Consider the following 19,109-nt stretch of genomic DNA (forward strand, 5'->3'; position numbering starts at 1 on the left):
ACCCGACCGGCCTAGACGTGAGGTATAATTTCGTAGTATTTTTGTATATGGAGGGGAGACGTAGATGCGAACGGCTAGCACGGCGGGCACGTCGGCGGCCGCGGGCCTCGTTTTTCACCACCTCGACGAGCGACTGCAACTGCTAGGTGTATGATGAACATTCGTGACTATCCGAATGATTTAAGTTGTGAAAGACTATTTCATCCATTATCCATCCATGACAATGGACCGCAGAACGCTGATCAAGCACATCGGTGGCGTCGGTGCCGCGGCGGCGCTCGCCGGCTGTAGCGTGCAGGAAGACACTGGCGACGGGAGCTCGGGCTCCGACGGGGAGTCGGGCGGCAGTTCCGACGGCAGCAGCGGAACGGAGAGTCAGGGCCCCGCCGGGACGGCGACGGCCTGGTACTCGCTGGCCGAGAGCGAGCTCGCGAGCCGGGAGGAGATCATCAGCGCGTTCAACGGTGAGAGCCGCCACACCGTCGAAGGCGCGGACATCTCCGACCTGAAGAAGAAGACGTCCAGCGCCATCCCAGCCGGCGAGGGGCCGCAGATATTCGACTGGGCACACGACTGGGCCGGCAACTCCTACGAGCAGGGGTTCGTCGTCGACCAGAGCGACCAGGTGTCGGTCAGCCTCGACCAGTTCACCGAGACGGCCCGTAGCGCCGTCCAGTACAAGGGTAACCTCGTCGGCCTCCCGTACGGCGCCGAGACGGTGACGCCCATCGCCAACATGGACGTCGTCGACTCCATCCCGGAGTCCGTCGACGAGATGGTCACCATGATGGAGGAGCACCACGACCCCGACAACGGTCAGTACGGGCTGGGCTACCCCTTCGACCCGTACTTCGCGAGTGCGTGGCTCCAGGCCTTCGGCGGCTACTACTTCGACCCGAGCGCCGAGGAACCGCTCGGCGTCAACAAGGAGGAGACCGTTCGCGGCCTCGAGTTCGCGCTTGAGAACCTGCGCCCGTACATGCCCAACGACCCGAGCTACGAACCGCAGGCCGCCGCCTTCGCCGAGGGCAACGCCGCGTTCACCATCAACGGGCCGTGGTCGCTGTCCGGCCTCAACAGCAACGACATCAACTACGAGGTCTTCAGCTTCCCCGAGATGAGCGACGGGACGCCGAGCCCCTACACGGGCATCTCCGTCTGGTACTTCGCCAAGCCGATGGCCGACGGCGGCGCCGACGCGAAGGCCGGTCGCCAGTTCGCCGAGTGGTTCGTCACCAACGAGGACCACCTCCTCGGTCTGGCCAACGACCAGGGCGCGATTCCGGTCCTCGACAGCCTCGTCGGCAGCAGCGACCTGCCCGCGGAGGTGCAGGCGTACTCCGAGTCCGCCGGCCAGGGCGTCCCGATGCCCAGCGCCCCCCGCATGAGCGACGTCTGGGGGCCGGTCGGCACCGCACTCACCCAGGCGTTCAACGGCGACAAGACGCCCCAGGCGGCGCTCGACAACGCCGCCGAGCAGATTCGCAGCAACTGGGAGTAAGCCCGGACCAACATGAGTACGGCAACACGCGTCGCGAACCGCGTCGAGAAGGTGCCGTTCCTCAGCCGCGGAGACGCATCGCTCCTGCTGGTGCTCCCCGGCCTGTTCATCTTCTCGGCGTTCATGCTGTTCCCGGTCGTCTACCTCGTGGGGATCTCCTTCACCAACGCCGAACCGGCGAACCTCTTCGCCGGCGAGGGCGTCGTCTCCATCCTCACGTTCGGCGACGCCACCTACGTCGGCCTCCGGAACTACGCCGACGTGTTGACCGACCCGCAGTTCTGGAACTCCTTCGGGGTCACGTGGCTGTTCGTCGCCACGAGCGTGCTGCTGAAGATCCTCACCAGCATCTCCATCGCGCTGGTGGTCACCAGCGACCTCGTTCGCGGGAAGCGGTTCCTGCGCTCGTTCATCATCTTCCCGATGGGCCTGCCGGCCATCTTCACCATCACGGTGTGGCGCGGCATCTTCAGCTCCGCGCAGTTCGGGTTGATGAACCAGTTCCTCACCGGGTTCGGCTTCGAACCGGTCGCGTGGCTCTCGGGCCGCTGGACCGCGTTCATGGCGTACAACATCACGGAGGCGTGGCTCGCCTACCCGTTCATGGTCATCATCACCGTGAGCGCGCTGCAGGACGTCTCCGAGGAGCTCCACGAGGCCGCCGTCGTCGACGGTGCCGGCTTCGTCTCCCGGTTCCTCCACGTCACGCTCCCCTCTATCAAGCGACCGGTGCTGTTCGCGACCATCCTGACCTCCGCCGCGTCGTTCCAGCAGTTCCTCATCCCCTTCGTGTTCAACGAGGGCGGACCCGCACGCGCGAACGAACTGCTCGTCGTCTACGGCTACCGAGAAGCGCTCCAGTTCCAGGAGTACGGTCGCGGGGCCGCAATCAGCATCGTCGCACTCGTCTTCATCGGTGCGTTCATGTGGCTCAACGTCAAGAAGGGACGGCTGGCTGACGGGGTGAACGACTGATGGGACTGCTCGCCAACATCGGGCGGAAGCTCTCGCAGGACGCGAAGAACATCGCGACCACGCCCGCCGACACGCTTCGGAACTGGAAGTACACCGCCGAGGCCGTCCAGCGCGGCGAGGTGCCGGCCTCGGAGGTCGTGAAGGTCGCCGTCTCGACGGTGCTCGCGACGCTGATGGTGCTCGCGCTCCTGTTCCCCATCTACTGGATTCTGATGGCGGCGCTGTCGGGCAGCGGCGCGTCGCTGTACACCTCCGAGAGCTTCACGCTGATCCCGTCGAATCCGACGCTGCAACCGTTCATCTGGGTCGTCGGCGACCTCATCGTGCCGGGGTACGCCATCTCGCTCAGCATCCCGTTGACGGACCTCGCGGTCGTGTTCAACACGCCCCAGGTGACGATACTCGACGCCGCCAACTACGGCATCGAGCGCCCGTCGGACTTCAAGAAGTTCCTCTGGAACAGCGTCACCGTCGCCATCCCGACGGTGCTCATCGCGATGTCGCTCATCATCCCGGCGTCGTACGCGCTCTCCCGGCAGGAGTTCCTGCTCCGCCGGAAGGTGCTGTTCCTCTACGTGCTGATGACGCAGGTCGGCGGCGGTCTCGGCGTCGCCCTGCTCATCGGGATGTACGCCATCTACGTGCAGTTCGGCATCAACAACAGCAAACTGGCCCTGGCGGTGTACTACGCCGCGACGGCCGTGCCGTTCAACACGTGGCTGCTGAAGACGTACATGGACGGCATCCCCGTCTCCTACGAGGAGGCCGCCGTCGTCGACGGCGCGCCGCCGTGGCGCGTGGTCACGGAGGTCATCCTCCCGATGTCCGCCGCCGGACTGGCGACGGTGTTCATCTTCATCTTCCTGACCGGGTGGACCGAGTTCGTCGTCGCCCAGACGCTGCTGGGCACGGAGAACTACACCCTGCCGGTCGGTCTCTACTCGCTGGTCGGCGAGTACTCCATCCCGTGGGCGCGCTTCTCCGCCTTCGCGCTCACCTTCGCGACGCCCATCATGCTCGTGTACCTCTTCGCACAGCGGTACATCGAGGGTGGTCTGTCGTTCAGCGGGATGGAAGGCTGAGGCTCTCGCACCACTACCTCACTCGCCGTTCTCCGTACCGCCGAGCGACTGCAACCGCTCGGTCACCGCCGCCCGGTCCGCGGGGTCGTTGACGTTCCGACACCAGCCCTCCAGTTCGACCGTCTCGACGCGCCGGTCCGCGCGCACGAGCAGGTCGACGGCGTCGGCCAGTTCGTACTCGCCGCGGGCCGAGGGTGCGACCTCGTCGATGGCCGGGCCGACGGCGTCGCCGAAGGCGTAGAACCCCCGCGTGACGAGCGTCGACGGCGGGTCGTCGGGTTTCTCGACGAGGCCGGTGACGCGACCCGCGGCGTCGGTCTCGACGACGCCGGTCCGGCGGGCCTGTTCGCGGGACACCCGTTCGACCAACAGGGTCGCCGCCGCGTCCGTCTCGCAGTGGCGCCGGACCACCGCCTCGAGGTTCGCCCGGCAGACGTTGTCCCCGTTCAGCACGACGAGCGGCGGGTCGGCGACCGGAAGCGCCTGCGCCAGCGCGTGGGCGGTGCCGAGTCGGTCGTCCTGTCTGACGTACTCGAGCGGCGTCCCCCGGTAGCTGTTGTCGTAGCGGGCGACGATATCCGCGCCGCGGTAGCCGACGACGACGACCACCCGGTCGACGCCGACCGACAGGAGCGCGTCGAAGGCGTGTGAGAGCAGTGGGCGACCGGCGACCTCGACGAGTCCCTTCGGCCGGTCGGCGGTCAGCGGACGCATCCGGGTCCCCTCGCCGGCGGCCAGTACCACGCCGTCCATGGGTGACCGGTCGGGTGCGACGGGAAAAAGCCTCTCGGCGGGTCGCTTTTCACCGCCGACGGCCTAGTCGGCCCGATGACCGACGACCGGTTCGACTGCGATACCTGCGGGCGGACGGTCGCCCGCACCGAGGCCGACGTGTCCGGGACCGTCGGCGACCTGGACGGGTGGCAGACCCTGTGCTGTCCCCACTGCGGGGCGCGCCTGCGGACGGTGTTCGTCGGGTCGGATGAGTGACCCACCCGACACGAGCGGGTCAGACCTTTGTGCCCCCGTCACCGATATCCACCGATGGCTGGGCAACTGCACGTCGGCGTCCACTGGAGCGGCGGGTCGTGGCTGGCCGTCGCGTTCGGACCCGACGGCTACGACCACACTGCGGTGTTCGAGGGCATCGGGGACTGCTGGGGCCGCTACGAGGACACTGCCAGCCAGCTGCTGGTCGACGTCCCCATCGGCCTCGTGGAGTCCGGCGACCCCGTCCGGCGGTGTGACACGCTCGCGCGGTCGGTCCTCGGGCCCCGCAGGGAGGCCGTCTTCGACCCGCCGGTGCGGGAGGCGACCCGCAAGCGGCGGTACTCGACGGCCAACCGCGTCAACGAACGGAAGGGCGGCGAAGCGCTCTCGGAGGCCGCCTTCGAGGCCAGCGAGGGCATCGCGATGTGCGACGAGCTCCTCCGGGAGGTGCCCGAGGCCGCCGCCGTCGTCCGGGAGAGCCACCCGGAGGTGTGTTTCCGAGCGTTCGCCGGCGAACCGCTCGAGTACGACCGGGACACCGCCGGTGGGTACGCCGAGCGGATGCGGACGCTGGTCCACTACGACCGCGACGCCGCACCGCTGGTCCAGAACGCCGCCGAGGCCACCGCCGGCCACGACGTGACGGTCGCCGACGTCCTCGACGCCGTGGTGCTCGCCTACACCGCCCGACCGGGCGAGGGGAGACTGCGGACGTTACCGGAGAGCCCACCGACGGACCGGGCGGGCCTGCCGATGGGACTCGTCTACCGGGCGGCGGCGGCGCTCACGGAGTCCTGATGCCGATGGCCCGTCGAGAGCGGTCGCTCGTCGGCGAGTGTAGTGCTGACTGAAGACAGAAACCGTCTTACAGTCGTTCGAGGTTCGTCGCGCGCGGACCCTTGTCCGCCTGCTCGATGTCGAACTCGACTTCCTGTCCCTCTTCGAGGTCGGGGCCGCCGACGTCCTCCATGTGGAAGAAGACGTCCTCGTCCGCGTCCTCGGTGTCGATGAACCCGTATCCGCCCGTGTCGTTGAAGAAGTCGACCTTGCCTTTCGCCATCGTTAGAGCCTCGTGACGTTGGTCGCTCGCGGACCCTTGTCCGCCTGCTCGATGTCGAACTCGACTTCCTGCCCCTCTTCGAGGTCAGGACCGCCGACGTCCTCCATGTGGAAGAAGACGTCCTCGTCCGCGTCCTCAGTGTCGATGAAACCGTACCCGCCCGTGTCGTTGAAGAAGTCGACTTTGCCTTTCGCCATTGTTAGAGCCGTGTTACGTTGGTCGCTCGTGGACCCTTGTCTGCCTCTTCGATGTCGAACTCGAGTTCCTGTCCCTCTTCGAGGTCCGGACCGCCAACGTCCTCCATGTGGAAGAAAACGTCCTCGTCCGCGTCCTCAGTTTCGATAAAACCGTAACCGCCAGTGTCGTTGAAGAAATCAACCGTTCCTTTCGCCATTGCACTCGGAGAGTGACCGGGCCCACGGATAACAGTTCCGGTACGGCTACCGACGGCGTGAAACAGCGGTTCTGGCCGGCTGGAGTGCCCGATGGCGGTGGGGAACGGTAGTCCTTCTTCACAACAATTATAAGAATGCTGAAATTATAGCGGATATGGAACGGAGGGGGGTGTACCGGGCGGCCCCGTGGCTACTCGCCGGTCTGGGCGTCTCGCTGTACGCCATCGCGGCAGTGTGGCATCTCGCCATCGAGGCGACTAGTTTGACGCCCGTGAGCGGCCCGGTCGTCGCGTTCGCGCTGGACGGGGTGGTCCCCCTGACGCTCGTCTACGGCAGTTACCGTCTCGTTCGTGCGGACTTTCCGATAGAGCGCATCTGGACGGTGTTCGTCTGGAGTCTGGCCGGCTGCCTGCTGTTCTCGGTGGTCATCGGCTTGAGCATCTTCATCCGGCAGACCGAGGGCCGGGTCGTCGCCGAACCGGAGTTCATCATGCTGCTGGCCGCCGACGTCGGTGCCGTCGCGGGCGCCGTGGCCGGCTACTTCGCGGCACGGGCGCGCCGGGACGCCGACCGTGCGGCGCGGGCGACCCACACGTTGACGTTCGTCAACGACCTCCTCCGCCACGACATCACGAACGGGCTGACGGTCGTCGACGGCCGTGCGGCGATGCTGGCGGCGGACGCCGAGGACGAGTCGAGGCGCGCGGCCGCCCGGGCCATCCGCGAACAGGTCGAAGAGATGAGCCAGCTGGTGGACAACGCCGGCGCCGTCGCGGCGACGCTCTCGGCGGGGCCGACCGTCCAGCAGCGAGACCTCGTCAGCGTCGTCGGGGACGTCGTCGAGCGAACCCGGGGCACCTACGACGCGACGATAACCCTCGACACGCCCGAGCGTGCGACCGTCTGCGCGAACGAGGCTGTCCGGCCGGTCGTGAAGAACCTCGTGGAGAACGCCATCGAACACAACGACGGCCACCCCACCGTCGAGGTCACCGTCGAACGACGCGACGAGACGGTCAGGCTCCACGTCGTCGACGACGGCCCCGGTATCCCCGAGGACGAGCGCGGGAGCATCTTCGACGCACGCGCGGGAGACACGCACGGGGGCGGCCTCCACCTCGTCGAGACGCTGGTCGAACGGTTCGACGGCGACATCCGGGTGGCCGACGAGCGCGGGGGCGCCCACTTCGTCGTCGACCTGCCCCGCCCCGCGTAGACACACCGTTCTTGTGGGTCCCCGTCGAGAGTCGGGGTATGCTCCGTCGACTGCGGGAGAACGGCCCCGTCGTGTTGGTACCGTTGGCGTGGACCTTCGCCACCGCGGCCCATCTCGACCTGCTGGCGGTTCGGACCGTCCTCGTCGCACACCTCGTCATGGACGCCGTCATCGCCCTCTTCACCGTCCTCTCGTGGCGCGAGATGACCGACGGGGTGCTGCTGGCGTGGCGCCGCGTCCTGCTCGTCGGACTGGCGGTCACGCTCGCCGGGACCGCCGGCCTGCTCGCCGACCCGCCGCTGGACCCGCTCCTCACCGCGACCGTCGTCGGGTGGATGCTCGTCCCGGCGGCCGGCCTCGCGTACACGGGCGTACACGTCGACCGGCACCCGCGGGCCTACACCGTCGGGGCGGCACTGAGCGTCGGCGGTGCCGTCGCGTACACCGTCGGCGTCCTCGCGCCCGTCTCCGTGTTCGTCGTCGCGGGACTGACGCTGACCAACGTCGGTCAGACGGCGGGCATCGTCGCCGCCGTCGCCGACTACTGACCGCCGTCGCGCTCGGCGACCTGCACGAGCTGCTTCCCGATGTTCTCGCCCTCGAACAGGCCGAGGAAGGCGTCCGGGGCGTTCTCGAGGCCCTCGGTGACGGTCTCGCGGTAGGCGACGTCGCCCGCGCCGACCCAGCGCCCGAGCTGTTCGGCCGCCTGCTCGAACCGGGGTTCGAAGTCGCTCACGAGGAACCCCTCGACGCTGGCCCGCGTCTGGATGAGCTGCCCGAGTTTGCGGGGACCGACGGGCACCTCCTCGTCGTTGTACATCGATATCTGCCCGCAGACGGCGACGGACGCGTCGACGTTCAGGCGCGTGAACACGGCGTCGGTTATCTCGCCGCCGACGTTGTCGAAGTAGGCGTCGACGCCGCCCGGTGCGGCCTCGTCCAGCGCCGCCCGGTAGTCGTCGGTCGTCCGGTAGTTGATGCAGGCGTCGAAGCCCAGTTCGTCCTCGACGAACGCGACCTTCTCGTCGGAGCCGGCGAAGCCGACGACGCGGGCGCCCTGGAGTTTGGCGAGCTGGCCGGCGACCGACCCGACGGCGCCCGCCGCGCCGGTGACGACGAACGTCTCGCCGGCCGACGGCTGGGCCACCTCGCGCGTCCCGAAGTAGGCCGTCAGGCCGGGCATCCCGAGGACGCCCAGCCGGGTCGACAGCGGCGCGACGTCGGGGTCGACGGGTGTCAGTGCCGTCCCCGGCGCGGTGGCGTAGTCGGCCCACTCGAACTCCCCGGTGACCACGTCGCCGGCCTCGACGCCGGCGCCGTTGGACGCGACGACCTCGCCGACGACGGCCCCGCGGAGCGCGTCGCCCACGCCCCACGGTTCGGCGTAGGACTCGCCGGCGCGCATCCGGTCGCGCATGTACGGGTCGACGGAGAGGTACAGCGTGCGGACGAGCGCCTCGCCCGGGCCGGGGTCCGGGACGGGCTCCTCGGCGAGTTCGAAGGCGTCGTGGGTCGGTGTTCCCTCGGGGCGGTGCGCCAGCCGATAGACGCGGTTCGTCTCTGGCATCGCACGGTGTACACCCGACGGCAGCAAGGGGCCTTCGAAAGAAGAAACAACCACCGGTTGAAAGTTTATTCGTCGGTAGCCACAGGACATAACCGACGCCGACTCCACGCCCCACACATGGTCGACGACGATCTCGGCACGGCGACGATAGTGTACGAGACACCCGACGACGACACCGTCGAACGGACCGTCCAGAACGAACACATCGCCTACTTCCAGGACCACTGGATACTCAAGACCGACGAGGACGCCGACCGCGACGTCGTCCGTCGGATCCCGCGCGAGCGGGTCCACTACGTCGAGCGGTCGGTGTCGGAGTTCGAGCAGGAGGTCGGCACCCTCCGCAATCAGGTGGAGTCGCTGGCCGACGACGTGCGCTCGAAGCTGCTGGGCGGCGACGAGCGCTCCGAGCAGGAGGCCCACCACATCGACGTCGAGAGCGACGAGAACGCCGAGTAAGCACCGCGTCCGCGACCGCGGCCCGACGTCGCCGCAACCGCCACTTATTGTGCTGGCATCTGAACCGACGACGCAGTTGCATGTCCGAGACCGAACGGTCCGGCTGGTCGGGACCGACCGACCTCCCGGCCAAGCGCTGGGTACTGTTGACCGGGAGCAGGACGGTGTTGGCGGCCGTCGCGCTCCTCGCGCTGGTCGGACTGACGGGGGGCCTGATAGCCGCCGGCGTCGTCTACGTCGGTCCGGGCAGTACGTTCGCGTCCGTGCTGTCCAGCGGGATGCTCGGCGCGCTGGCGACCATCGTCACCGTCACGCTCTCGATCAACCAGCTCATCCTCTCGCGGGTGTTCGGCGCGCCGGCCGACCTCACCGACCGACTGGAGGGGAACCTCGACTTCCGGCGCTCCGTCGAGGACATCGCCGGCGTCGACGCGAGCCCGAACGACCCCGGCTCGTTCCTCTCGCTGGTCGCCCGCACCCTCGAGGAGCGGGCGGCCGAGCTCGAACGGCAGGTCGAGCGTGCGGACGACCTGAGCGAGGCCCACCGCGACACCGCCCAGACGCTCGCGACGGACCTCGTGAGCTACGCCGCCCACCTCGAATCGGGCGAGGAGTCGGATAGCACGTTCGAGGTGCTCGCGCTCACCTTCGGCACCGAGTACGCGGACCTCATGGACGACGTGCGGGCGCTCCAGCGCGGCGCGGGCGAGCAACTCCCCGAGGCGGCCGCACGGGCGCTCGACGACATCCTCGAGCTGCTCAAGGGCATCGCCACCATCCGGCAGTTCTTCAAGACGCTGGCCGTCCAGCAGGACCTCGCCGCGCTCTCCCGGCAACTCATCTACACCGGCGTCCCGGCCCTGCTGGTCACCTTCTACCTCGCGCAGGTGTACGCCGGGCCGGGCGGGTCGCCGACGCTGCCCGTGGTGTCGCTCCCGGTGGTCGCCAGCGTCGCCACCGCCGTCGTCTTCTCGCCGCTGGCCGTCCTCGTCGCCTACATCCTCCGCGTGGCGACGGTGACGCTGTACACCGTCTCCGTCGGGTCGTTCATTCCGCCGGAGGAACGCGCCGAGTAGGTCAGTCGCCGACGTGCAGGACGATGGCCGCCTCGTCGGTGACGCCCTCCTCGTCGGTGACCGTCAGCGAGACGCGCCAGTCGCCACAGACGCCGTCCAGTTCGACGGTCGTCTCCGCGCCGGAGCGCTCGTCGTGCCCGTTGACGGTCCACTGGTAGGACGCGACGTCGCTGGTCCCGGCCGTCGAGGCGCTGGCGTCGAGAGTCACCGTCGCGCCCGTCTCGAAGGTCCGGCCCTCCGCGTCCGCCGGGTCCGTCTCGATGCGGGCCACCGGCCCCTCGTACGTGCTCTCGGAGACGGAGACCGTCTTCCCCATCGAGGCGGTCCACCCGTAGTCGTTCTCGACGGCGAGCGTCACCGTCTGCTGGCCGCTCTCCTCGAACGTGTGCTCGGCCGACTCGGTCACGTCGTCGGTCCGGACGTCCGTCTCGCCGTCGCCGTCGAAGTCCCAGCGGAACGTCGCGCCGCCGGCGACGACGGTGAAGTCGCCGAAGGAGTCGGACCGGTTCTCGAAGGACGCCGGCATCCCCCGCAACACCTCGTCCGGAGCGTCGAAGGCCGGCTCGGGTTCGGCCGAGGCGGCAGACTCCGCACCCGATTCCAGTGCGACGAGCGCCGGTGCGGCGTCGGTCGCCTCGGCGAACTCGCCGACGTACACCCGCCCGTCGACGCCCACCGGCGGGACGACGACCCGGACGTCGGGGCTGGAGCGGTACTGTCCGACGGGGTCGCCGCTGGCGGCGTCCAGCGCGTACACGCCCGCTCGCTCGGTCCCGACGTAGACGGTGTCGCCAGCGACCGACGGCGAACTGCTGACGGTCACCTCCGGCGCGTCGAACGTCCACTCCCGTTCGCCCGAGGCCGCGTCGAACGCCGACAGGCCGTCGCCGTCCGGGAAGTAGACGGTGCCGTCCGCGACGGCGGGCGACTGCTCGGTGAAGTACCGGGGCGTGAAGCCGTCGATGGCGGTCCGCCACTGCTCGGCGCCGTCGAGTGCGAAGGCGAAGAGGGCGTTGTTGGTGGCGAAATAGACCTGCCCCCCGGCGACGGTCGGCGTCGCGATGTTGCCGGTGTAGCGGCCCTCGCGGGGGAAGCCCGCGCCCCACTGCCGTTCGCCGCTCGCGGCGTCGACGGCGTACAGTTCGCCGACGCCGGCGTCCGTCCCCACGGCGAAGTACGCGACGCCGTCGGCGACGGCCGCCGAGGTCATCGACATCGGACTGCCCGGCAGAACCGGCCGGAACGACCACCGCTCGGTGCCGTCCGCCGTGTCCAACGCGGCGAACTCGCCGTCCCGGGTCGGGTTGGGGAGGTAGACGGTGCCGTCGGCGACCGTCGGCGACGCCTCGTACTGGCTGCCGGTGTCGCCGAGCGACCACCGTTGCTCGCCGGTCGCGGCGTCCAGCGCCGCCAGCGTCCCCGCGCGACCCCAGACGAACACCTGTCCGTCGGCTATCGCCGGTGAGCACTGCGCCACGTCCGTCTCCGTGCGCCACCGTTCGGTCCCGTCCGCGTCCACCGCGTGGACGATGCCGTCGCCCGCGTCGTTCGAGACGACGTACAGGGTCCCGTCGGCGACGGCGGGCGCGGAGGCGCACCCCGACGCGCCGGTGCGCCGGAACCGCCACGCCGACCGGAGGTTCGTCGACGGCGCGGCGGCGTCCGTGTATCCGGTCTTGGCCGCGTCGTACTGGAGTTGGGAGGAGGGGACCGACGAGGACGAAGACTGGGCGGCGGCGTAGACCGCGTCGCCCGCCGCGACCCCGCCCGCCGCGAGGCCGAGAGCGGTGAGAACGCTCCGTCTACTGAGGTGTTGCATAGTGAACACCAGGGCACCTCCACCTTTTCCTATGAATCAGATATGTCTCCTGCAGTACGATTAATCAGGGCTTAAGGGGGCGCGTCAGCGGGCCCCCGAGCGCCGTCGTCGTCGGTCGGCCGAGACGGGTCAGGTCACGTCGCGCCGTTCGCTGAACGTCGCCGACCCGCCGTTCCAGTGGACCACCGTCTCGATGGTCACCTGTCCGTCGTTCTGCTTTATCTTCGCGCCGCCGACCAGCCCGACGTCGATGCGCCTGGTCCGGGTGCGCGTCTCATCGGAGGCGAGCGCCCCCAGCGACGCCTCGCCCTGCCAGACGGAGTCGTTGCCCGAGTAGATGGTCGTCGTGACCGTGACGTTCTCCCGCGCGTTCCCGCCGTTGTTCGTGATGGAGACGGTCACGTCACGGCAGGTCTCCCCGCACTGTTCGATGTTGCGGATGTCGATAGTGAACGGGCGCACGTGGTCCTCCGGCGGGGCCTCGCCACCGCCGTTCGAGGCGGACGGCGTCGTCTGTCCCGGCGCGTCGCCACCGCCGGCGAACGGGCCGACGCCGAGGGCGACCATCCCGCCGACGGCGAGGACGAGGACGCCGAGGGCCACGCCGGCCGTGACGACCGCCGCGCTCGCTCGCTGCGACCGTTCTACGCCCGACTGCGGATCTCTCATGCCCCGTCGTACCCCCCGGCAAGGGTTGCTTATTCGCCGGCTAACCGGCCCCGGATTCTGCGACCGAGCGGTCCGGAGACGTTCGCAGACCCTACCGAGCGGCCGCCGACCGCGGAAACGGTTATTCCGTCCGGTGACGAGAGGGCCGTATGGAACCGACCACGCCGGCGGGGGGCCGGCGCACCAGACAGGTCCGGTCCGCGGTCCGCGCCGTCCGCGAGCGACGGCCCGGCCCCGTCGACCGCAAGGGCGACCCCGAGCTCCTGTCGCTGGTCGAGACGCCGTACGCGGACGTCGAAGACGCCCACCGACGCCTCCGGGCGTTGCAGACCGCCTTCGAGACGCGGGCCGACCGCCGGGCCGTCTTTCTCGCCATCTACGCCCGGATGACGGCGGCCGTCGCCGGGCGCGTCCGCCGGGGCGAGTTCGCCGACCCCGACTGGGTGGGGGCGTACCTCGTCGCGTTCGCGAACCGCTACCGGCAGGCGGTGTACGACTACGAGCGCGGCGCGCTCTCCGCCCTGCCGGCCCCGTGGCTGCTGGCGTTCGACGCCGCCGACCGCGGGCAGTCGCTGGTCGTACAGGACGCCGCCCTCGGCGTGAACGCCCACATCAACTACGACCTCGCTCTGGCGCTCGACGACGTCGGCGTCGGGGCCGGGCCGGACCGGGCGCGGAGACGCACCGACCACGACGCCGTCGTCGAGGTCATCCGCACCCTCGTGGACGGGGCACAGCACACGCTGGCCGACCGCGACGCCGACGGCCTCGCGACCCTCGACGAGTCGCTGGGCCGGGTCGACGAGTGGCTCACGGTCGTCACCATCGACGAGTGCCGGGACAGCGCGTGGCGGACGGCCGTGGCGATGACGTCCCGGTTCCGCATCCGCCGGCGCCTCGCCCTGTGGTGCAACGACGTGACCGCCACCGGGGCCGCACACCTCATCCTGAGCTCGCAGGCGAACGACGCCGTCCACGACTCCTTGCTGGACCTCGAACGGTCCCCCGGCGACGGCGAGTGACCACCCCACTCGTCGCGCTCCGAGCCACCCTCACGGCTTAGCCGGCCGATAGGAATAGGGGCTGGGACACTGTGTTCGGACGAGCCCCCGCTATGTCCGGCCCCTCGAAACCCGTCTACGCGGCGCTTGCGGTCCTCGGCGTGGCCCTCGGCGCCCTCGCCCTCGGTATCCTCCCCGTGGGCACGTCGCTCGCCAGTGGCCTCGCGCCTCTCCCGTTCGACGGTCCGGCGGCGCCGGCGACCCCGGACGCGCCGACCACCGAGACGCCGACCGCGGGGACGGAACGCACGCCCGCACCGACGCCCACCGCCACGGTGACCACCCCGACACCCGGTGATGGGGCCCGGCGCTACCGGTACACGCTCCGCGAGGGCGCGAACGCGACGACCGTCCACGTCTCCGACTCCGGGCGACCCGGCCCGACCGTCGTCGTCGTGGGCGGCCAGCACGGCAACGAGCCGGCGGGTGCGGTGGCCGCCAGAGACCTCGCGACGTGGGCAGTCGAACGCGGCACGCTCGTCGTCGTCCCCGAGGCGAACCCGCGCGCGCTCCGTAATCGGACGCGCGAGGTCGACGGCCGCGACCTGAACGCGCAGTTCCCCGTCGGCGACCGGCCGACGAGTCCGCAGGCGCGGGCCGTCTGGCGCGTCCTCGTCCGGCACGACGCCGACGTCGTGGTCGACCTCCACAGTTCCGACGGCATCTACGGCGTCGACGGCGGCGTCGGGCAGGCAGTGTTCCCAACCGTGACCGGCGACGCCGTCCCCCACTCCGAGACGGCTATCGCCCGAGTGAACGACCAGTACGGCCTCGAAGGGACCCGGTCGTTCCGCCGTGGCAACGCCATGGGTCGGTCCGGCCGCTCGCTCACCCGCAAGGTCGCCGGCGACCTGAACGAGACGGCCTACATCGTCGAGACGACGAAACGGAACACGACCCGGCGGACTCGCGTCGAGTGGACGAAGTCGGTCACGTGGGAGCTGCTCCGGCTGCACGGCGTCGTCTCGGGTGAGCGACCGCACGTCCGAGGAGCCGCTCACTCCCGTGGTGGGCGCTCGCCGTCGTAAGCGTCGAACCACCCGTCGACGGTCTGCTTGATGGCGCCGGTCGTGCTCCCGAGATTCAGCATCTGGTAGCCGTCGTTCACCTTCTCGTTGACGTCGTCCATCCCGAAGCCGAGCCCACCGACCGGGACGCCGGCCTCCAGTGCGGCGGAGCGAACCGTCTCGACGGCCTCCTGCACGTCCGGGTGGTCAAGTTCGCCGGGGTGGCCGAACGACACGGAGAGGTCCAGCGGCCCGATGAACACGAAGCCCAGTTCTGGAACGTCCAGAATCTCCGCGATGTTGTCGACGGCGGCCGCCGTCTCGACGGTCGTCCCGACGAGCGTCTCCGCGTCCTCGGTCGCCACGTAGTCGTCGGCGAGCCCCCAGCGACGGGCCCGTGGCGCACCCAGTCCCCGACGGCCCGGGTCGCCGTCGTACCGGAACCGCGCCGATTCGACGGCGTCCCGGACCTCCGCGGCCGTCTCGACGCGCGGGAGGAACACGTTCCTGACACCGAGGTCCAGCGCCTTCCGTACGAGCGTCGGGTCCGTGTCGGGCAACCGAACGAGCAGTTCGGTGCCGGTCCGCTCGGCCGCTCGTAACAGGTCCTCCATCTCGGCCGCGTCCCACGGGTCCGGCCCGCCGTGTTCCATGTCGAGCCAGACGAAATCGAGGCCGAGTTCGCCACAGAACTCCACGAGCGTCGGACTGTACGTGTTCTCGAGCAACCCCAGCGCGACATCGTCGCCGTCGAGCGTGTCGGCGAGGCTGTTCGGTGGCTGTGATGGCGCCATGGGAACACTTGTCACCAGAGTTTCCTAAACGTGTTGTCGGGCCCGATTGCGGCGACACACGCCCTCGACGTGTGGAACAACCGCCGGCGGAGACAACCGGAACCATCCCGTACAACCGACTGTCTGACCGCCCGCACCGATTCGGGCCGCGGTCGACGGCGACCCGCGGATTCGTGTGACTATGTCGATGTGGTTCCCTCGGGAGGTGCATCCGCGACGCTCCCGTCGCTCGGCGGTCGGGTTCGGAGAAGTGCCGCCTCCCGGATTTGAACCGGGGACAGCTCGATCTTCAGTCGAGTGCTCTCCCAGTCTGAGCTAAGGCGGCGTGCACTCTGTGCGAGGACGAGGGTAGAAAAAAGGATTTCGATACCCCGGCGCCATCGGCCGAATCGCGGGCCGCGTCACCACACCACCTACGGGAGGAAGAGGTCGGCGCTGTCGAACTCCGCGCCACAGTCGTCACAGGTGTACTCCGTGCCGTTGTCCGTCGAGACGCGCCCGCTACACTTCGGACACGTCGAGCCGTCTATCATGGCCTGCGGTACCACAGGTCGTAATAAATGGCTTTCGGCAGGTGTCGCTCGAGCGACAGGCTGCGGTGGCGGCGTGAGACGCCGACGGCCGTGTCGGACACGCGCTGCTCGCCGACGAGCGCGAATCCGCTCAGCCACACAGACGCCGCTGGCTCCTCACTACGTTCGTCGCAGTCGCCACCAGAAGTGGGTCCGGGCGGATTCGAACCACCGGCCTCGGCCTTGTAAAGGCCACGTCATAACCAACTAGACCACGGACCCGTGCTTCCAAATTTTCCACCGGCAGGAATAACGCTTTCTCTCTCGGTCGGAACCCTTACCGTCGCCCTGTCCGTCAGTATCGGGCATGAACCGTCGACCGCTGGCCGCCGTCCTCGGCGTCGTCGGCCTCCTCGTCGTCGGCGTCCTCGTCCTCCAGAGCGGCGCGTGGGTCGGCGTCCTCGGGGTCGGCGAGTACGACGAGGGGACGGTGACGGTCCGTGAGGGCACGAACGAGACGGCCACCGGGACCGAGACGGCCACCCGGTCGGCGAACGCCACCACCGTCGCCGTCCGCGACGACGCCGCGCGGTTGGCGACGGTCGAGGTCCGCATCGCCGACACGTTCCAACAGCGGTACGTCGGTCTGAGCGAGACGGCGTCGATGGGGCCGAACGAGGGGATGCTGTTCGTCCACGGAGAGGAGGGCGAGTACGCCTACGTGATGCGGAACATGTCCTTCCCGCTGGACATAATCTTCATCGACGCGAACGGGACCATCACGACCATCCACCACGCGCCGCTCCCGCCCGAGGGGACCAGCGAGTCCGACCTGAAGCGCTACGAGGGTCGCGGGAAGTACGTCCTCGAGATGAACCGCGGGTGGGCCAACCGGACCGGCGTCGCGGTCGGCGACCGGGTGGAACTGCCCGCGGGCGTCGCGTAGCCCGACGGCCTTTTGCGCGTCGACCCCGTGAGAACGGACCATGGACATCGACGCGGCGTCCGACGAGGACGTCTTCGAGGACGCTCGCGACCGCGTCGAGCGGCCGATGTGGCGGCTGTTCACCGAGTACGGGCGCGGCCAGCGCGGGGCCTTCCTGGTCGGCCTCGTCAGCTCCGTCTTCGCCCGGATGCTGGACCTGCTGCCGCCGCTCCTGCTGGCGCTGGCCATCGACGCCGTCATCGAGGGTGAGGCCGGGTACAGCCTGCTGTTCGTCCCGCAGGCGTGGATTCCCGACGGGACGACCGGGCAACTGTGGCTGACGGCGGGCCTCATCGCCGCCTCCTTCGCCGGCGGCGCCATCTTCCACTACTCGCGTAACTGGGGGTGGAACAAGTTCGCCCAGCACGTCCAGCACGCGGTGCGGACCGACACCTACGAGACGATGCAGCGGCTGAACATGGACTTCTTCGCCGACAAGCAGACCGGCGAGATGATGTCGGTGCTCTCGAACGACGTGAACCGGCTGGAGAAGTTCCTCAACGACGGCCTGAACTCCACCTCGCGGCTGGTCATCATGGTCGTCGGCATCGCGGCGTACCTCTTCTACATGAACTGGCAACTGGCGCTGGTCGCGCTGTTGCCCGTCCCCATCATCGCCGTGTTCACCAAGCGGTTCATCGAGACCATCCAGCCCAAGTACGCCGACGTGCGCTCCTCTGTCGGGAAGCTCAACTCGCGGCTGGAGAACAACCTGAGCGGCATCCAGATAATCAAGACGGCCAACACCGAACCGTACGAGGCCGACCGGGTCGAGGACAGTTCCCAGGAGTACCTCGACGCCAACTGGGACGCCATCGAGACGCGCATCACCTTCTTCCCCGGCCTCCGACTCGTCTCGGGACTGGGCTTCGTCGTCACGTTCGTCGTCGGCGGCCTGATGGTCATCGGGGCGGCGCCGCCGGTGCTGTCGGCGTCGCTCTCACCCGGCGAGTTCGTCGCCTTCATCATCTACACCCAGCGGTTCGTCTGGCCGATGGCCCAGTTCGGGCAGATAATCAACATGTACCAGCGGGCCTACGCCTCCGCCGAACGGGTCTTCGGCCTGATGGAGACGCCCGGCCGACTGGCCGAGGCCGACGACGCGCCGCCGCTGTCGGTGACCGAAGGGGCCGTCGAGTACGACGACGTGACCTTCGGCTACGACGGCGACCCCGTCGTCGAGGACATCGACTTCGACGTGGCGGGCGGCGACACCGTCGCGCTCGTCGGGCCGACCGGGGCGGGCAAGTCGACGGTGCTGAAACTCCTCCTCCGGATGTACGACGTCGACGAGGGGGCGGTCCGCATCGACGGGCAGGACCTGCGGGACGTCCAGATTCCCTCCATCCGGCGGGCCATCGGCTACGTCAGTCAGGAGACGTTCCTCTTCTACGGCACCGTCAGGGAGAACATCGCCTACGGCACCTTCGACGCCACCGACGAGGAGATACGGGCGGCCGCGGAGGCCGCCGAGGCCCACCAGTTCGTCCAGAACCTCCCCGACGGCTACGACACGATGGTCGGCGAGCGCGGGGTGAAGCTCTCGGGCGGGCAGCGCCAGCGCATCGCCATCGCCCGGGCGATGCTGAAAGACCCCGACATCCTCGTCCTGGACGAGGCGACCAGCGACGTCGACACGGAGACGGAGATGCTCATCCAGCGCTCGCTCGACGAACTGACGAGCGAGCGGACCACCTTCGCCATCGCCCACCGCCTCTCGACGGTCAAGGACGCCGACACCATCCTCGTCCTCGAGGACGGTCGTATCGTCGAGCGCGGGACCCACGCGGAACTGCTCGCCTCGGAGGGGCTGTACGCCAACCTCTGGGCGGTGCAGGCCGGCGAGATAGACGAGCTCCCGGAGGAGTTCGTCCAGCGGGCGATACGGCGGCGCGCCCGGACCGACGCCGACGACTGAGAACGCGGGGTCGCCATTAAGCC

The 19,109-nt window shown here is 69.1% G+C and carries 21 protein-coding genes and 2 tRNA genes; 13 read left to right on the forward strand and 10 right to left on the reverse strand.

What is annotated here, in order from left to right:
- Window positions 1-217: 217 nt before the first annotated feature.
- Genes ACV7GQ_RS14445 through ACV7GQ_RS14455 form a run of 3 tightly spaced genes read left to right on the forward strand, consistent with a single transcriptional unit; the run spans window position 218 to window position 3,558 of the window.
- The gene (locus ACV7GQ_RS14445) at window positions 218-1,501 is read left to right on the forward strand and encodes an extracellular solute-binding protein (RefSeq protein WP_470310924.1); all 1,284 of its coding nucleotides are present in this window, start codon (window positions 218-220) and stop codon (window positions 1,499-1,501) included.
- Window positions 1,502-1,513: 12 nt separating this feature from the next.
- Window positions 1,514-2,476 (forward strand): carbohydrate ABC transporter permease, encoded by a 963-nt coding sequence (locus ACV7GQ_RS14450; protein WP_470310925.1) that lies wholly within the window; start codon window positions 1,514-1,516, stop codon window positions 2,474-2,476.
- Window positions 2,476-3,558, forward strand: coding sequence for a sugar ABC transporter permease (locus ACV7GQ_RS14455; protein WP_470310926.1), 1,083 nt, complete (start codon window positions 2,476-2,478; stop codon window positions 3,556-3,558). The genes ACV7GQ_RS14450 and ACV7GQ_RS14455 overlap by 1 nt, the downstream gene beginning before the upstream one ends.
- Window positions 3,559-3,576: 18 nt before the next feature.
- Here the strand turns inward: ACV7GQ_RS14455 and ACV7GQ_RS14460 are convergent, their stop codons facing one another.
- Window positions 3,577-4,311 carry a sugar phosphate nucleotidyltransferase gene (locus ACV7GQ_RS14460; RefSeq protein ID WP_470310927.1) on the reverse strand — a complete coding sequence of 245 codons (735 nt, stop codon included), beginning with the start codon at window positions 4,309-4,311 and terminating at the stop codon, window positions 3,577-3,579.
- A gap of 75 nt (window positions 4,312-4,386) precedes the next feature.
- Between ACV7GQ_RS14460 and ACV7GQ_RS14465 the strand changes: the two genes are divergently transcribed.
- Entirely contained in the window at window positions 4,387-4,548 is a 162-nt protein-coding gene (locus ACV7GQ_RS14465; protein ID WP_470310928.1) for a hypothetical protein, read from the forward strand.
- A 54-nt stretch (window positions 4,549-4,602) separates the two neighbouring features.
- Window positions 4,603-5,346 (forward strand): DUF429 domain-containing protein, encoded by a 744-nt coding sequence (locus ACV7GQ_RS14470; RefSeq protein ID WP_470310929.1) that lies wholly within the window; start codon window positions 4,603-4,605, stop codon window positions 5,344-5,346.
- Window positions 5,347-5,413: 67 nt separating this feature from the next.
- On the opposite strand, the gene ACV7GQ_RS14475 is transcribed toward ACV7GQ_RS14470, so the two are convergent.
- From ACV7GQ_RS14475 to ACV7GQ_RS14485, 3 genes are read right to left on the reverse strand one after another with little or no spacing between them, the layout of a single operon-like run.
- Window positions 5,414-5,608: a cold-shock protein gene (locus ACV7GQ_RS14475; protein WP_162317206.1), complete on the reverse strand. Its 195-nt coding sequence runs from the start codon at window positions 5,606-5,608 to the stop codon at window positions 5,414-5,416.
- 2 nt (window positions 5,609-5,610) lie between these two features.
- Window positions 5,611-5,805: a cold-shock protein gene (locus ACV7GQ_RS14480; RefSeq protein WP_250874649.1), complete on the reverse strand. Its 195-nt coding sequence runs from the start codon at window positions 5,803-5,805 to the stop codon at window positions 5,611-5,613.
- A 2-nt stretch (window positions 5,806-5,807) separates the two neighbouring features.
- Window positions 5,808-6,002, reverse strand: coding sequence for a cold-shock protein (locus tag ACV7GQ_RS14485; RefSeq protein WP_166968122.1), 195 nt, complete (start codon window positions 6,000-6,002; stop codon window positions 5,808-5,810).
- 155 nt (window positions 6,003-6,157) lie between these two features.
- Here ACV7GQ_RS14485 and ACV7GQ_RS14490 point away from each other — a divergent pair, with 155 nt between their 5' ends.
- Both ACV7GQ_RS14490 and ACV7GQ_RS14495 read left to right on the forward strand, forming a co-directional pair.
- A complete protein-coding gene (locus tag ACV7GQ_RS14490; RefSeq protein ID WP_470310930.1) occupies window positions 6,158-7,219 on the forward strand; it encodes an ATP-binding protein in 1,062 nt (353 codons plus the stop codon).
- A 38-nt stretch (window positions 7,220-7,257) separates the two neighbouring features.
- Window positions 7,258-7,767, forward strand: a complete 510-nt coding sequence (locus ACV7GQ_RS14495) for a hypothetical protein (RefSeq protein ID WP_470310931.1) — start codon at window positions 7,258-7,260, stop codon at window positions 7,765-7,767.
- On the opposite strand, the gene ACV7GQ_RS14500 is transcribed toward ACV7GQ_RS14495, so the two are convergent.
- Entirely contained in the window at window positions 7,761-8,786 is a 1,026-nt protein-coding gene (locus ACV7GQ_RS14500; RefSeq protein WP_470310932.1) for an NADP-dependent oxidoreductase, read from the reverse strand. The two genes, ACV7GQ_RS14495 and ACV7GQ_RS14500, sit on opposite strands and share 7 nt — an antisense overlap.
- 117 nt (window positions 8,787-8,903) lie before the next feature.
- On the opposite strand from ACV7GQ_RS14500, the gene ACV7GQ_RS14505 reads away from it, so the two are divergent.
- Window positions 8,904-9,245 carry a hypothetical protein gene (locus tag ACV7GQ_RS14505; protein ID WP_470310933.1) on the forward strand — a complete coding sequence of 114 codons (342 nt, stop codon included), beginning with the start codon at window positions 8,904-8,906 and terminating at the stop codon, window positions 9,243-9,245.
- 80 nt (window positions 9,246-9,325) lie between these two features.
- Window positions 9,326-10,321: a DUF7972 family membrane protein gene (locus ACV7GQ_RS14510; protein WP_470310934.1), complete on the forward strand. Its 996-nt coding sequence runs from the start codon at window positions 9,326-9,328 to the stop codon at window positions 10,319-10,321.
- A gap of 1 nt (window position 10,322) precedes the next feature.
- Here the strand turns inward: ACV7GQ_RS14510 and ACV7GQ_RS14515 are convergent, their stop codons facing one another.
- On the reverse strand, window positions 10,323-12,140 hold the full coding sequence (locus tag ACV7GQ_RS14515; RefSeq protein ID WP_470313171.1) for an outer membrane protein assembly factor BamB family protein: 1,818 nt from the start codon (window positions 12,138-12,140) through the stop codon (window positions 10,323-10,325).
- Window positions 12,141-12,269: 129 nt separating this feature from the next.
- Entirely contained in the window at window positions 12,270-12,809 is a 540-nt protein-coding gene (locus ACV7GQ_RS14520; protein WP_470310935.1) for a hypothetical protein, read from the reverse strand.
- A 149-nt stretch (window positions 12,810-12,958) separates the two neighbouring features.
- On the opposite strand from ACV7GQ_RS14520, the gene ACV7GQ_RS14525 reads away from it, so the two are divergent.
- Complete coding sequence (locus ACV7GQ_RS14525; protein ID WP_470310936.1) at window positions 12,959-13,831, forward strand: DUF5995 family protein; 873 nt, start codon at window positions 12,959-12,961, stop codon at window positions 13,829-13,831.
- A gap of 92 nt (window positions 13,832-13,923) precedes the next feature.
- Window positions 13,924-14,898 carry a succinylglutamate desuccinylase/aspartoacylase family protein gene (locus tag ACV7GQ_RS14530; RefSeq protein WP_470310937.1) on the forward strand — a complete coding sequence of 325 codons (975 nt, stop codon included), beginning with the start codon at window positions 13,924-13,926 and terminating at the stop codon, window positions 14,896-14,898.
- Here ACV7GQ_RS14530 and ACV7GQ_RS14535 read toward each other — a convergent pair.
- The 3 genes from ACV7GQ_RS14535 to ACV7GQ_RS14545 all read right to left on the reverse strand — a co-directional run bounded on the left by ACV7GQ_RS14535 (window position 14,868) and on the right by ACV7GQ_RS14545 (window position 16,465).
- Entirely contained in the window at window positions 14,868-15,671 is an 804-nt protein-coding gene (locus tag ACV7GQ_RS14535) for an HpcH/HpaI aldolase family protein (protein WP_470310938.1), read from the reverse strand. The genes ACV7GQ_RS14530 and ACV7GQ_RS14535 overlap by 31 nt on opposite strands.
- A 251-nt stretch (window positions 15,672-15,922) precedes the next feature.
- A tRNA-Phe gene (locus ACV7GQ_RS14540) sits at window positions 15,923-15,996 on the reverse strand.
- Between the two features lie 395 nt (window positions 15,997-16,391).
- Window positions 16,392-16,465 (reverse strand) — tRNA-Val (locus ACV7GQ_RS14545).
- Between the two features lie 85 nt (window positions 16,466-16,550).
- Between ACV7GQ_RS14545 and ACV7GQ_RS14550 the strand changes: the two genes are divergently transcribed.
- Both ACV7GQ_RS14550 and ACV7GQ_RS14555 read left to right on the forward strand, forming a co-directional pair.
- Window positions 16,551-17,129, forward strand: coding sequence for a DUF192 domain-containing protein (locus tag ACV7GQ_RS14550; RefSeq protein ID WP_470310939.1), 579 nt, complete (start codon window positions 16,551-16,553; stop codon window positions 17,127-17,129).
- Window positions 17,130-17,169: 40 nt separating this feature from the next.
- Entirely contained in the window at window positions 17,170-19,086 is a 1,917-nt protein-coding gene (locus ACV7GQ_RS14555; protein ID WP_470310940.1) for an ABC transporter ATP-binding protein, read from the forward strand.
- Window positions 19,087-19,109: the final 23 nt, after the last annotated feature.

The sequence above is a fragment of the Haloarcula sp. MBLA0163 genome (assembly GCF_055632435.1).